The sequence below is a fragment of the Microvirga aerilata genome, assembly GCF_016743775.1.
Taxonomy (GTDB): Bacteria; Pseudomonadota; Alphaproteobacteria; order Rhizobiales; family Beijerinckiaceae; genus Microvirga; species Microvirga aerilata.
In genome coordinates this window covers 94,881-108,109 of record NZ_JAEQMY010000003.1, presented here as the reverse complement: position 1 = coordinate 108,109, position 13,229 = coordinate 94,881, and the positions used below count along the sequence as shown (strand labels likewise).

General features: G+C 64.6%; 11 protein-coding genes. 6 read left to right on the top strand and 5 right to left on the bottom strand.

The annotated features are described in order from the left end of the window. Positions 1–370: 370 nt before the first annotated feature. On the top strand, positions 371–2,623 hold the full coding sequence (locus tag JKG68_RS03370) for an Ig-like domain-containing protein (protein ID WP_202055858.1): 2,253 nt from the start codon (positions 371–373) through the stop codon (positions 2,621–2,623). A gap of 36 nt (positions 2,624–2,659) precedes the next feature. Here JKG68_RS03370 and JKG68_RS03365 read toward each other — a convergent pair whose 3' ends face one another. After that, positions 2,660–3,268, bottom strand: a complete 609-nt coding sequence (locus tag JKG68_RS03365) for a flavin reductase family protein (protein WP_202055857.1) — start codon at positions 3,266–3,268, stop codon at positions 2,660–2,662. A 6-nt stretch (positions 3,269–3,274) separates the two neighbouring features. Continuing rightward, entirely contained in the window at positions 3,275–3,838 is a 564-nt protein-coding gene (locus JKG68_RS03360) for a nitroreductase family protein (protein WP_202055856.1), read from the bottom strand. A 288-nt stretch (positions 3,839–4,126) separates the two neighbouring features. Here JKG68_RS03360 and JKG68_RS03355 point away from each other — a divergent pair, with 288 nt between their 5' ends. The 3 genes from JKG68_RS03355 to JKG68_RS33250 all read left to right on the top strand — a co-directional run bounded on the left by JKG68_RS03355 (position 4,127) and on the right by JKG68_RS33250 (position 8,949). Further along, a complete protein-coding gene (locus JKG68_RS03355) occupies positions 4,127–6,571 on the top strand; it encodes a YfhO family protein (RefSeq protein ID WP_202055855.1) in 2,445 nt (814 codons plus the stop codon). A gap of 18 nt (positions 6,572–6,589) precedes the next feature. Beyond that, positions 6,590–7,468: an RgsD C-terminal domain-containing protein gene (locus tag JKG68_RS03350; RefSeq protein ID WP_246515059.1), complete on the top strand. Its 879-nt coding sequence runs from the start codon at positions 6,590–6,592 to the stop codon at positions 7,466–7,468. Positions 7,469–7,575: 107 nt separating this feature from the next. Continuing rightward, a complete protein-coding gene (locus tag JKG68_RS33250; RefSeq protein ID WP_246515044.1) occupies positions 7,576–8,949 on the top strand; it encodes a CBS domain-containing protein in 1,374 nt (457 codons plus the stop codon). Positions 8,950–9,082: 133 nt separating this feature from the next. Here the strand turns inward: JKG68_RS33250 and thrS are convergent, their stop codons facing one another. The 3 genes from thrS to JKG68_RS03325 form a co-directional block, all read right to left on the bottom strand. Further along, positions 9,083–11,095, bottom strand: coding sequence for a threonine--tRNA ligase (thrS, locus tag JKG68_RS03335; RefSeq protein ID WP_202056004.1), 2,013 nt, complete (start codon positions 11,093–11,095; stop codon positions 9,083–9,085). A gap of 76 nt (positions 11,096–11,171) precedes the next feature. Further along, on the bottom strand, positions 11,172–11,513 hold the full coding sequence (yidD, locus tag JKG68_RS03330; protein WP_202055848.1) for a membrane protein insertion efficiency factor YidD: 342 nt from the start codon (positions 11,511–11,513) through the stop codon (positions 11,172–11,174). Further along, the gene (locus JKG68_RS03325) at positions 11,514–11,960 is read right to left on the bottom strand and encodes an iron-sulfur cluster assembly scaffold protein (protein WP_202055847.1); all 447 of its coding nucleotides are present in this window, start codon (positions 11,958–11,960) and stop codon (positions 11,514–11,516) included. 175 nt (positions 11,961–12,135) lie between these two features. On the opposite strand from JKG68_RS03325, the gene folE reads away from it, so the two are divergent. Both folE and hisI read left to right on the top strand, forming a co-directional pair. Continuing rightward, positions 12,136–12,771, top strand: a complete 636-nt coding sequence (gene folE, locus JKG68_RS03320) for a GTP cyclohydrolase I FolE (RefSeq protein ID WP_202055846.1) — start codon at positions 12,136–12,138, stop codon at positions 12,769–12,771. 8 nt (positions 12,772–12,779) lie between these two features. Then, positions 12,780–13,196, top strand: a complete 417-nt coding sequence (hisI, locus tag JKG68_RS03315) for a phosphoribosyl-AMP cyclohydrolase (RefSeq protein ID WP_202055845.1) — start codon at positions 12,780–12,782, stop codon at positions 13,194–13,196. Positions 13,197–13,229: the final 33 nt, after the last annotated feature.

Sequence of the window (13,229 nt, the reverse complement as noted above, 5' to 3'; positions counted from 1 at the left end):
ATTGCACAACAACAACCGTTGTATCTTATAGTTGAAATAAGAATCATGCCTGCGAATTGCAGATGACCTGGAGATGAAGACTCCGGTTCCCGCGAACAATATGATCACATCACTCGGTTCAAGGTGCTTTCTCGCCCACTTTCTTCGGCGGACCTGATCTCTTTTCTTTCCGAGGGCTAAATTCGCCGGGGATTTAACCTCGCACCCCTCCAAACAGAGAGTACATCAACTCGAACCGTGGATCGTATAACTCCTCGCCCTCGCTGCTTGGCGCGCTTGAGCTGTCTCTGCGGGCGGAGGGTCGGGCGTTGAACACGACGGCGCAGTGATGCGGCCTGTCTCGCCCGGGGAAGAGCAATGAGGATCCCGGATGGACGAAACGACTGCTCTTGCGGCACTCCACGAAGCCCTGGCGACGCCGGGCGCAGACCCTGAAACGGGAAAGCCCCACTACGTGAACGCCATTCTGGCGGTTCTCGACACCTATGAGGCCATCTTCCTCGAAGGTGAGACCTTCGGACCTCTCTTCACGGAGTTGCTGGAGGGCGGAGAGCGCCAGCAGGCCGTGGCGCAGGGCCTGTATGATGAATGGACGCTGTCCGGAAATTTCGGGTCCGTTGGCATTCTCAAGTTCACGCTCGGGCAGCAGATCAGTTTCGAGCACGCCAAGCACCAGTTCATCACGGCGGCCAACAGCGCCGGAGATGAAGCCGCCATGGCTCAAGCCATCTCAGCCCATCTGGACACTCTCTACACCCATCGTCAGGACCAGATCGCACGGCTGATCGGCTTGGGCGACGATCCGGCAGTTCGGGCACGACTCCAGCAACTGGAGGACGATCCCTACACGATTGTCCTCAACAAGATTGTAGGGCGCCTCACCGACACCGGTTTCCTAGCCGATCTCGCTGCCGGTCTGCTGGCGGCAAGGAGAGCCATCGAGGGCGACGTCAAAGAATTCGCCGAGATCATTCCCGTTATCGCGGCGCTGGACCAGGCATCTGATGCATCGGATGCCACGCTCCTTGCGGCGTTCAACGATGCCGCCGATTGGAGCGCGGTCCTGGCCGCAATCGACGACAACGGCTCCACGGTGCTTGATGCGTCCAGTGCCGCCATCCTGCAGATCCTCCCGGACGGTGGGGAGCGCGAGGAGGCCATCGGGCGCGGCATCAACGAGATCAGAGACCTTTTCGGCAACTTCGGAACGGTCGGTGCAGTCAGGGAGGCCGTGCTGCAGCAGATCGCCGTCGAACATGCCAAGCACATGTTCTTCGAGGCGATCAACACGGCCGGCGATGCGAGCAGCATGGCCCAAGCTCTGGGAGAGGTAGCAACGCTCAGCCTGCACCGCCAAGCACAGATCGAGCTTTGGTCGAACAGCACCGATCCTGAGGTTGTGGCCCGTGTCGAAGCTCTCAAGGCCGCCGCCTACACTCGTGTTCTGAATGAGATCCACGCGCGTCTGGATGACGCTGCCTTTGTTGAGAGCCTGAGCGCCAGATTGCTGGCCGTTCGCGATGCCACTCATGCCGAAAAGAAATTCCAGGGCATTCTCCAGATCATCGACGCCATCGACGCCGCAGCGGATGCAATCGACTCTCCCACGGCTCCAGCAACCCGGCACCTCACGACCAACGAGGACACGCCGCTGGTGGGAATCGATATCGGGGCGAGCGACCCGAACGAAGATGCGCTGACGTACAGGATCAAGGAGGATGCCGGTCCCCAGAAGGGAACGGTGGCCATTGTCGATGGAAAGTTCACATACACGCCGAACCGCAACGTCAGCGGAACGGATCGTTTCACCTTCGAGATCTCCGACGGGAAGCACGGAACCATCGAGCAGAAGGTCCATATCGCCGTCGGCGCTGTCAACGACGCGCCGATAGAGCTGTCCCTGTCGAAGGCGCAGGTCCGTGAAAATGCGAAAGTCGGAACCGAGATCGGCCGTCTCGCCGGCTCCGACGCCGAAGGCGATCCTCTCACCTTCACCCTCCTGGACGATGCTGAGGGGCGTTTCGAGATCAAAGGGATCGATGGCTCGGCCTCGCTCGTGGTCAAGGATGGGGTCAAGCTCGACCACGAGCAGGCCGCATGGCACAGGATCAGGGTGCAGGTGAAGGATGCGGCGAATGCAACCTATGAGGAGACGCTCTCGATCGAGGTGACCGACGACAAGGACGAGATCCTGACGGGCACGTCCGCCTCGGATGTGCTCAACGGCGATGTCGGCAGCGACCAGCTCTGGGGCGGTCTGGGCAACGACACCCTGACGGGTGCCAAGGGGAAGGACGTGTTCGTGTTCGACACAAAAGCGAACAAGAGCACGAACCGGGACAAGATCGTCGATTTCAGCGTGAAGGACGACGCGATCTGGCTCGACAACAAGGTCTTCGCCAAGCTGGGCAAGACAGGTTCGGAGATGAAGCCGGCGCAGCTGAAGAAGGACTTCTTCACCATCGGGGCCAAGGCCAAGGACAAGAACGACTACCTTGTCTACGACAAGGCCAAGGGCGTGCTGTTCTACGATGCCGACGGCTCAGGAAAAGGCAAGGCGGTGGAAATCGCCTCCCTCTCCAAGAAGCTCCCCATGACTTACAAGGACTTCTTCGTCATCTAGATCGGCCCAGAGAACGTACCGAGGCTGTCCGGAGCCTCAACTGCCGGGCCGGGTGATCGAGAACTTGGTCTCAGGGGTAGCGACGAAATAGTCGCGGTAGCCGGAGCGGGCGATGGGGCGCATGGCGGCCGTATCGACGATGCCGTTCACGATGTAACGGTCGTCGATATGGATCCCGACCACCTGCCCGATTACGAGGTAATAGGACGGCTCGCCGCCGCCCAGGGGGGCGAGCGGCACGGTCTGGAGCCACTTGCACTCGAGGGCCGCCAAGGCCTCGGCCACCCGCGGCGGCTTCACCATCCGGGAGGGCGCGGCCGTAAGGCCCGCATGCTCCATCTCGTTCTCGCCCCGCGGCAGAACGGCGGAGGTCGCGTTCATCTGATCTCGCAGGTCATAGGTGGCGAGATTGCAGACGAACTCCCCCGTCTCCTCGACGAAGGTCAGCGCATCCTTCCTGCCGGCCGACGAGAACGCCACCATGGGCGGGCGCTCCGAGACGGCGTTGAAGAAGGAATAGGGCGAGAGGTTGACCTCGCCCCGGGCGCTCATGGACGTGATCCAGCCGATGGGACGCGGGGTGACGATGGCCTTGAAGGGATCGTGCGGCAGGCCGTGGGCATTGGTTGAGGTTTCATAGAACATGGGATGTCAGAACCGCGTCACGATGCTGGCGAGGCTCGGACGCTCCCGGTCTGCGGGCGTCTCCTTGGCCGTGCCGATATGGATATAGCCTGCAATGCGCTCGTTGGCCGCAAGCCCCAAAGCATCCAGCACCCTCCGGTCGAAGGCCGCCCAGCCGCTGAGCCAGGAGGCGCCATAGCCGAGGGCCGTTGCCCCGTTGAGAAGGTTCATGCACACCGCGCCGGCCGAGAGAACCTGCTCCCAGTCGGGGATCTTCACGTGGGGAACGACGCGGGACACGACGGCGACCACCAGGGGCGCCTTGGAGAAGCGCTCCCGTTCGGTGGCGACCTTTTCCGCATCGGCCTCGGGATGATCCGCCTGGAACGCCGCCGCCAGCACCTCGCCCAGCCGCTGCCGACCTTCGCCCTGGATGAGGATGAAGCGCCAGGGAGCCAGCTTTCCATGATCCGGCACGCGGGACGCGACCTGCAGGAGGGTCTCGATCTCCTGCTCGCTCGGGCCCGGCTCCCCGAGCCAGCGCGGGGGAACGGAACGGCGCTGCTGCAGGCGGGAAAGGCTTTCATTCATGGGATCTTCATCCAGCTCGAATAATGTGGAACAATGAAGGTGGATGCTCACGAAGGCTGCGGACGAGGAAAGCACCGGCTTGCCATCGTCTCGCCGTCTTGCTGCGCTTGAGGGAGCGCGGGCGTCTCAGGGTAGAGCCGCTGACACACAAGAAACAGCAGCGGATGTATAGGGGGAGTGCGGTCAGACGCCAAGCAGGTTTCAGCCTGTGCCGAAACCAGCGGCCTGCTCAAGGGGCCGAGGGGCAATCGATGGGCCGGTTCTTTGGCGAGGCGCCGCTTTAAAGCAATGCGTACATCCATCTTCAGTCTGGACGACGCCAGTCCACCGACAGCCTGTTCGAGGCAGCAGACGCTCCTCGCCTTCGCGCTCATTCTGGCAGCCTGGGCGCTGGCGGCCGCCATATGGCCCCTCACCGGCACGGTGGTGCCCTGGGACTCGAAGAACCATTTCTACCCGACCTTCCGCTATCTCGGAGCGGCCTTGGCCCATGGGGAGCTTCCCTTGTGGAACCCCTACCACTTCGGCGGCCACCCCTCGGCGGCCGATCCGCAGTCCCTGCTGTTCACCCCGACCATGCTGCTGTTCGGATGGCTGATCCCAGAGCCGTCCATGCAGTTCTTCGATGCGGTGGTCTTCGCCCATTTCCTCCCCGGCGCCCTGGCGTTCATCCCCCTCTTCCGGAGGCGCGGCTGGCATTCGGCCGGCGCCGTGGCTGCCGCCCTCATCTTCATGCTCGGCGGCTCGGCGACGGCCCGGCTGCAGCATACGGGAATGATCTTCAGCTACGGCTTCTTTCCCCTCGCCTTCTGGCTCCTCGAGCAGGCCCTGGATCGCCGGTCCTATGTTTATGGGGTGCTGTTTGCCGTCAGCGCCGCCATGATGGTGATCGGGCGCGACCAGGTGGCCTTCCTTTGCGCCCTGACCCTGATCGCACTTGCCGCTCACCGCATCTGGACTGCCCCGGAGCCCCTCGCCTATCTCAGGTCGCGCCTGGGGCTCCTAGTCTCGATGGGAGCGGTCGGCGCAGGCCTTCTGGCGGTGCCGGTCGTTTTGACGATGCAGTTTCTCGCCACGTCGTCCCGGCCGTCCTTCGGCTACGGCGTTGCCGCCATGGGATCCCTCCCTCCGGAGAGCCTGGCCACCATCCTGTTCGGGAATGTTTTCGGATCCTTGCGCTGGACATACGACTACTGGGGGCCCGACTGGCACAGCCTGTCCGAGGGCACCTGGACCGACAGGGCCACCAACTACCTGTTTGTCGGAACGATCCCGGCTCTCTTCCTCCTCTGGCACGGGATCGCTGGCGGACGCCTGTTTGCCCGCGAGTTCCGGTTCTTTCTCGCGGTCGGCATCGCTGCCCTGCTTTACGCCCTTGGGCGCTATACGCCCGGCTTTGAAATCATCTTCGATCACATGCCCGGCGTGAACCTCTACCGCAGGCCGGCCGACGCCACCTTCCTCATCAACATCGCCCTCGCCTTCGCGGTAGGCTACCTGGTGCATCGCTACGCAACCGATGGCCTTCCCAAGTGGAGCCGCGCCTCGCTCGGACCGTTCTGGGCATTCCTGCCCCTGCTGGCGCTCGGCCTCGTCATTGCCGCTATCGCAAGCGCCTTGGCCTTTGCCGTCAAGGGCGGCCACGTTTCCTCCGCCGCAACCGAAATCGGCCTGGGCCTAGCCGCCGCAGCCCTGGTGATGGGGGTGCTCGCCAAGATGGGCGGGGCGAGCCGCTGGCGCGCAGCGACGGCTCTCGTGCTGGTCACCCTGACGGGTGCGGAGCTGATCGGCCGCCATGCGGCCTCCGCCCTCAACGCGGAGCCCGCCGAGCGCTACACCGTCTTCACGAAGCTGCCCCCCGAGCAGCTTCAGGGTCTCCAGATCCTCAAGCGGGAGCTGGCCGAGCGCCACGCCAAGGGCGAGTATCCCCGCGTCGAGATCCTGGGGCTGAAGGGCGCTTGGCAGAACGCCTCCATGGTTCTCGGGATCGAGGACATCATCGGCTACAATCCCCTGCGCCTGGCCGATTACGAGCGGGCCATCGGTCCGGGAGAGAACGCGGAGGACCCCAATCTGCGGCGGTTCCCGACCAGTTTCCGGGGCTACGAGAGCGAGCTCGCGAGCCTTCTCGGGCTCGACTACCTTGTTCTCGACCGCCCCGCCGAGAAACTCCCCCGCCACTTCCCTCGCCTGACGGATGCCGAGGTCGTTTACGGAACGGGCCGGATGTGGATCTACCGGCTGAACGCCTCCGGCCCGCGCGCCTACGTGGCGCACCATGTGAGCCCGGTCGATTCCGAGGCGGTGCTCGGCCAGGACGAACTGCCCGAGTTCAATCGCGAGACGGAAGCCCTGATCGACCATGAGAGCCTTCCCCTGCTCAAGGCCCGCTATACCCCGGCCGGTCCCGGACCGGCCAAGGCCAAGGGCGAGGCGCGCATCGTTAGCTACCAGAGGAACTCGGTGACGATCGAGGTCGAGAGCAGCGAGCAGGGCATCCTGGTGCTGCACGACATCCATTATCCCGGATGGGAGGCATCGGTGGACGGGGAGCGGCGTCAGATCCTGCGCACCAATCTCCTGTTCCGGGGTATCGAGGTTCCGGCCGGGCGGCACCGGGTCGAGTTCCACTTCCGCCCGATGTCCCTTGAAAATCTGGTTGCCGCCGCGTCCGATCTGGTGAAGAGCGAGGACGAGCCTATCAAGACCGCCGTTGCTTCTCCGGTCCGGTAAGGGCCCATTCCACTGATGATGCTGTTCGTGAAAACTCCCACTTCGGTCCTCGGCCTGCTTGCCCTCCTCGCCGCATCCGCGGCCTCGGCGCAAGCGCCGTCGGTTCCTTCGATGTCGCAGAGCCTCCCCCCGATCTCCATCGGGCAGGTCACCCTGAACGCGGGCGCGGTCTTCGCGGGAAGCAATGAGCCGATCCGCTCGGGGCTGGTCTGGCGGGTCTACGAGGATCGCGGGGACGCCTCCCAGCCCAATATCGTGGGCCGCTCCAGCAGCCCCGGCCCGAGCTTCACCCTGTCGCCTGGCAACTACATCGTGCATGTGACCTACGGCTTCGCGAGCGCCTCCAAACGCATCAGCGTCCAGAGGGGCAGTCTCAACGAACGCTTGGCCATCAACGCAGGCGCCCTGCAGCTGAAGGGCGCCGTGGGGGAGAGCCCGATCCCGGCGAACCGGGTTTCCTTCTCGGTCTATGTGCCGGAAGCCCAGAACTCGGAAGGCCGGCTCGTCATTGCCGATGCGAAGGCCAACGACATGATCCGCCTCCCCGAGGGCACCTATCACGTGGTGTCCACCTATGGGGACGCCAACGCCATCATGCGCAGCGAATTGAAGGTGGAGTCGGGGCGCGTCACGGAGGCCACCCTCAACCACCGCGCCGCCACCGTGACCCTGAAGCTGGTCGGGTCCGCCGGCGGCGAGGCCTTCGCGGGCACGGCCTTCAGCGTGCTCACGCCGGGCGGCGACGTCATCCGCGAGGCCATCGGCGCCTTCCCGTCGGTGACCCTCGCCGAGGGCGAGTACGTTCTGATCGCCCGCCATGAGGGCAAGGTCTATACCCGCGAGTTCAAGATCGAGAGCGGCCTGGACCGGGATATCGAGATCATCGCCACCCCGTAGGCCCGCTGAACCTTTCCGTCCCGGCGGCATTGACCGAGGGCCATTGATCGGTCGCGCCACGCATGAGCCTGAACTCCCAAGGCGTGACCTTGCTGGAGAGGAAGCTCATGAAAATCGCAGAGATCATGACCCGCAACGTGCGCGTGGTGAGTCCCGACCGGACCATCCAGGAAGCGGCCCGTCTCATGGATGAGATGAATGTCGGCGTTCTGCCCGTGTGCGACGGACGGCGCCTGCGCGGCATGGTGACCGACCGGGATATCACCGTCCGGGCGACCGCAGCGGGCCTGCCGCCCGACACGACCCGCGTGCGCGATGTCATGTCCGACAATGTATGGTGGTGCTTCGAGGACGACGACGTCAGCCACATCGTGGAATTGATGAGCGATCATCAGATCCGCCGCCTGCCGGTGGTGGATCGCGACAAGCACCTGGTCGGCATCGTTGCGCTCGGCGACCTCGCAACCGACCGGGAGGGTGACGCCACCCGGGCGCTGCACCGCATCTCGACGCCATCCGAGCCCGACCGGACCGGCACCCCGACCACGGCGCGAGCCGATCAGACCCGTGGCGGCGGGCAGGCCAGGTTGACCGGGGACGAGCGCCGCGAACTCGACAGGCGCCTCCAGAACGATGGCGACGACTGGCGCCATCGTCCGCACGACTACCATGACCAGAACCGGGGTCAGGACAGCCGCTCGGGCAACAGGGACCGTAATCAGTTCCGCTTCCGCGAGGAGGACGATGTCCGCGCCGCCTTCGGCAGCTTCGGCTACCCGGGCGAGGAAGGCGCCCGCGACGCCCGCATGCGCGGCGGTTTCGGGGGTGAGGGCTATCAGAGCTATGGCGACGAATATGCCGGTCCCGGCTCCGCCGGCAGGGGCTTCCGGCCCAGGCACTATGGCGCCTCCACCATCACGGGCGAACGCGCTCGTCCCGGCGACGACAGCAGCGAGGCCGACCGCCGCATGCAGGACCGCGAGCGCACGTGGAGCCTCGTCAACGAGCGGCGGGATCACAGCAACTACGGCATGGGTCCCGGCAACAACCGCTTCGGCAACGACGCCACCGCGAGCCGCGGCGAGGTGCGCCGGGGCGAGCATCAGGGCCGGGGGCCGAAGGGCTACCAGCGCTCCGACGACCGCATCCGCGAGGACATCAACGAGCGCCTCACCGACGACGCCATGATCGATGCATCGGAAATCGAGGTGCAGGTTCAAAACCGGGATGTGACCCTCACCGGCACCGTTCGCGACCGCAACGAGAAGCGACGGGCAGAGGATCTTGCCGAGTCCGTCACGGGGGTGAACCACGTGCAGAACAACCTGCGGGTCGGGCAGCGCCAGGGCAGCCACGCCACCGGCACGGAGGCCGGCGATGCCGGTGCCGCCACGGGCAATCCGGGAGTCGGCACCGCAGGCACGACGGCTGGAACGCCCTCTGGCGGCCGCGCCGCCGGGCGGCAGCGCCAGACGAGCTGAGGCGCCAATCTAAGCCCAGACCTCATCCGGAGACTCAGACCGCGTCTGCTCCTCAGGATGAAACTTGGGGCATGCGGATACGAAAGCGGCGCTTCCTTCGAGGAAGCGCCGCTTCTTTTTGTACAACCGGGCTTTACGCGATCGTGCGCTCGACCACGTGATGACCGTCGAGCGTCACATGGCCTTCCGGCTCCGCCAATTCTCGAGCCGCGCGCTTGCGGTCCGGCGTCACCGCTTCCGCCGCCAAGGCTTTCAGGGCCTCGTCGAGGGTCATGGTCTTCTGGTCGGGGCTTCCCAGGCGGCGGATCGAAACCGTCCGTTCGGCGGCCTCCTTGCGGCCCACCACGAGAAGCACCGGCACCTTCACGAGCGAATGCTCGCGGACCTTGTAGTTGATCTTCTCGTTGCGAAGATCGGCCTCGACCCGCAGGCCTGCGGCCTCGGCGGCCCGCACCACTTCCCTGGCGTAGTCGTCGCCCTCGGACGTGATGGTGGCCACCACCGCCTGCACCGGGGCGAGCCAGAGCGGGAAATGCCCGGCGAAATGCTCGATCAGGATGCCCGTGAAGCGCTCCATGGAGCCGCAGATTGCGCGGTGGACCATGACGGGAGTCTTCTTCTGGCCGTCCTGGTCGACATAGAACGCGCCGAACCGTTCCGGCAGGTTGAAGTCCACCTGCGTGGTGCCGCACTGCCAGTCGCGGCCGATGGCATCGCGCAGCACGTACTCGAATTTCGGCCCGTAGAACGCGCCCTCGCCCGGGTTGATCGCGGTCTTGATGCGTCCGCCGGACTGCTCCTCGATCTGCTTGAGGACGCGGGTCATCACCTCCTCGGCGTGATCCCACATGGCGTCTGTCCCAACCCGCTTCTCGGGGCGGGTGGACAGCTTCACGACGATTTCCTCGAAGCCGAAATCGGCATAGGTCGAGAGGATGAGATCGTTAATCTTCAGGCATTCGGCGTCGAGCTGATCTTCCGTGCAGAAGATATGCGCGTCGTCCTGGGTGAAGCCGCGCACGCGCATGAGCCCGTGCAGGGCGCCGGACGGCTCGTAGCGGTGCACGTTGCCGAACTCCGCCAGCCGCAGCGGCAGGTCGCGGTACGATTTCAATCCGTGCTTGAAGATCTGCACGTGTCCCGGGCAGTTCATCGGCTTGATCGCAAAGATGCGATCGTCCTCCGTCTGCGTGGCGAACATGTTCTCGCGATACCAGCCCCAGTGGCCGGAGGTCTCCCACAAGGCCTTGTCGAGGATCTGCGGCGCGTTGACCTCCTGATAGTCGCCTTTCAGGCGGCGGCGCATATAGGAGATCAGCTCCTGGAACAGGGTCCAGCCCTTGGCGTGCCAGAAGACGACGCCCGGTCCCTCCTCCTGGAAATGGAACAGGTCCATCTCGCGGCCCAGGCGGCGGTGGTCGCGCTTCTCGGCTTCTTCGAGCTGGCGGATGTAGTTGTCGAGATCCGCTTGGGCAGCCCACGCTGTCGCATAGATGCGGGTCAGCATCGGGTTGTTCGAATCGCCGCGCCAATAGGCGCCCGCCACCTTCATGAGCTTGAAGGCGGTGCCGATCTTGCCCGTCGAGGTCATGTGCGGGCCGCGGCAGAGATCGAACCAGTCGCCCTGGAAATAGATCTTGAGATCCTGTCCGGCCGGGATCGCGTCGATCAGCTCGATCTTGTAGGCCTCGCCCTTGTCGGCGAAAACCTGCTTGGCCTTCTCGCGGCTCCAGGTTTCCTTCGTGAAGGGTTTGTCCTGGGCGATGATCTCGCGCATCTTCGCCTCGATGGCGGCGAAATCCTCCGGGGTGAAGGGCTCGTCGCGGGCGAAATCGTAATAGAAGCCGTTCTCGATCACCGGCCCGATGGTCACCTGCGTGCCCGGATACAGCGCCTGCACGGCCTCGGCGAGCACGTGGGCGCAGTCGTGCCGGATAAGCTCCAGGGCGCGCGGGTCCTCGCGGTTCAGGAATTCGATCCTGGCATCTTTCGTGATCGGATCGGCCAGATCGGCGACCGTGCCGTCGAGCGCCATGGCAACGGTGCGCTTGGCGAGCGACTTGGCGATGCCTTCCACGATCTCGCGGCCGGTGATGCCGGGATCGTACTGGCGCTGGGCGCCATCGGGGAATGTGAGGGTAATCATCATGCTTTCTCCTGGCTCACTCCTGCCAACGGAGCAGGTAAGCGGGGCCGACGGTCCGTTAGGATGAAGGGCGAGATCAGCCGCCGTCAGGTTCGGCTGCCTCGCAGGTGATCGCGGAGGGATTTTGCGGCGCGTTGACGCCCCGCCAGCGACCATAGGCCCACGGCTTATACCAGGCGGCGTTCCCCGGCAACGTTTCAGGCACGAGATCGAGCCCAGAGGTGCCGAAGGGACCGCAGCGGCAGATCCGCGAGAACCCCATCCAGCCCCCAGGCCAGAAGCCGTGACGCTGGATCGCCTCGTCCGTGTATTCGGAGCAGGACGGCAGGTGGCGGCACTGACGGCCGACGAGACCCGACAGGCTCAGCTGATAGCCTCGGATCGCCCAGTGCGCCGCCTTTTGAGCAGGGCTTTGCATTTATTCCACGCTCTTGGCGCGCCCCGCCTCGATTTGGTCGAGGGCCTCCACGACCGCGTCGAAGGTGAGAAGGATGGAAGCGTGGCGGGCCTTGTAATCCCGCAGCGGCTCCAGAACCTGCAGGTCCTGCCATTTGCCTTGGGGCGCCTGTCCGTCGGCTTTGAGCAGGCGGCTTGCCGCGTCACGGACGTCCCGCAGCTCGTCGGCCGTCGAGCCGATTACATGCCGTCCCATGATCGCGCACGAGGCCTGGCCCAGGGCACAGGCTTTCACATCGTGAGCAAAAGCCGTCACCACATTGCCGTCGAGCTTCAAATCGACCGTCACCGTCGAGCCGCAAAGCTTCGAGCGAACCGTCGCGGACGCTTGGGCGTCGGGCAACCGCCCGAGATGCGGAATGCTGGCGGCAAGCTCGAGAATGCGCCGGCTGTAGATTTCGTTCAGCATGACAGCCTGTGACATTACGGTTGGGAATATACGCTTTAACTCTATATAGGTATCGAATACACAATGTGCCCGAACTTCGCGACCGGGCGCACTGCCGAAGATGAGCGCCGAATAGCCGAAATACGCAGGAAGCCGCCGAGCTTCCGCACGTCAAAAGACTAGAAAGGGGCCCCGTGTGAGTGATGTCGTCAAGTCCTTGTCTCCGCGTCTGAGTCCAGCAGCCGAGAAGCCTACCGGGATCCCAAGCCGCGAGGAAGCCGAAGCAGCGGTGCGGATCCTCATCCGTTGGGCCGGAGACGATCCGGCCAGGGAGGGTCTCCACGATACCCCCAAGCGCGTCGCCAAGGCCTTCAAGGAACTCTATTCCGGCTACGATGAAGAGCCGGGCGAGATCCTCGACAAGATCTTCCGCGAGGTCGAAGGCTACGACGATATCGTGCTGGTGCGCGACATCCCCTTCTATTCCCATTGCGAGCATCATATGGTGCCGTTCTACGGCGTGGCGCATGTGGCCTACTATCCGACCAAAGGCGTCGTGGGGCTCTCCAAGCTGGCCCGCCTCGTCGATGCCTATGCGCGCCGCCTGCAGACCCAGGAGACCATGACGGCACAGATCGCCACGGCCATGGAAAAGGCGCTCGAGCCGCGCGGCGTTGCCGTGATGATCGAGGCCGAGCATATGTGCATGTCCATGCGCGGGGTGCAGAAGGCCGGGGCGCTGACGCTCACGACCCAGTTCTCCGGCGTCTTCAAGACGGACCCCGCCGAGCAGGTGCGCTTCCTGACACTGGTGCGGAACGGCAGGGGCTAAGGCGGTCCATGGGCACGTCGCACCCCACCCTGTTCCCCGCTCCGGGACCCAAGACCGAGCTTGAGGAGGGAACGATGCTCTCCCCTCGCTTCGGACCGGATGGGCTGATCACCTGCGTCACCGTCGACGCGGCGACAGGCGACATCCTCATGGTCGCCCACATGAACGACGCGGCCCTGGCCAGGACCCTTGAAACGGGGGAGGCCTGGTACTGGTCCCGGTCCCGCGGGGAGCTCTGGCACAAGGGGGCCACGAGCGGGCAGATCCAGACCGTGGTGGAGATGCGGGTCGACTGCGACCAGGACGCTCTCCTGCTCAAGGTCACAGTGGCGGGCGATGGCGGCTGCTGCCACACGGGCCGCCGCTCCTGCTTCTACCGGAAGGTCGAGATCTCCGGCGGCGAGCCTCGCCTCGCCGTCGACTGAGGCCGCAGGTCCCTCTGAGATGGCGAGCTCCCA

Excerpts from the sequence above, each read along its gene's own strand:
- JKG68_RS03370 (WP_202055858.1), top strand. The coding sequence starts at position 371 with ATGGACGAAACGACTGCTCTTGCGGCACTCCACGAAGCCCTGGCGACG.
- JKG68_RS03365 (WP_202055857.1), bottom strand. The coding sequence starts at position 3,268 with ATGTTCTATGAAACCTCAACCAATGCCCACGGCCTGCCGCACGATCCC.
- JKG68_RS03360 (WP_202055856.1), bottom strand. The coding sequence starts at position 3,838 with ATGAATGAAAGCCTTTCCCGCCTGCAGCAGCGCCGTTCCGTTCCCCCG.
- JKG68_RS03355 (WP_202055855.1), top strand. The coding sequence starts at position 4,127 with ATGCGTACATCCATCTTCAGTCTGGACGACGCCAGTCCACCGACAGCC.
- JKG68_RS03350 (WP_246515059.1), top strand. The coding sequence starts at position 6,590 with ATGCTGTTCGTGAAAACTCCCACTTCGGTCCTCGGCCTGCTTGCCCTC.
- JKG68_RS33250 (WP_246515044.1), top strand. The coding sequence starts at position 7,576 with ATGAAAATCGCAGAGATCATGACCCGCAACGTGCGCGTGGTGAGTCCC.
- thrS (WP_202056004.1), bottom strand. The coding sequence starts at position 11,095 with ATGATTACCCTCACATTCCCCGATGGCGCCCAGCGCCAGTACGATCCC.
- yidD (WP_202055848.1), bottom strand. The coding sequence starts at position 11,513 with ATGCAAAGCCCTGCTCAAAAGGCGGCGCACTGGGCGATCCGAGGCTAT.
- JKG68_RS03325 (WP_202055847.1), bottom strand. The coding sequence starts at position 11,960 with ATGCTGAACGAAATCTACAGCCGGCGCATTCTCGAGCTTGCCGCCAGC.
- hisI (WP_202055845.1), top strand. The coding sequence starts at position 12,780 with ATGGGCACGTCGCACCCCACCCTGTTCCCCGCTCCGGGACCCAAGACC.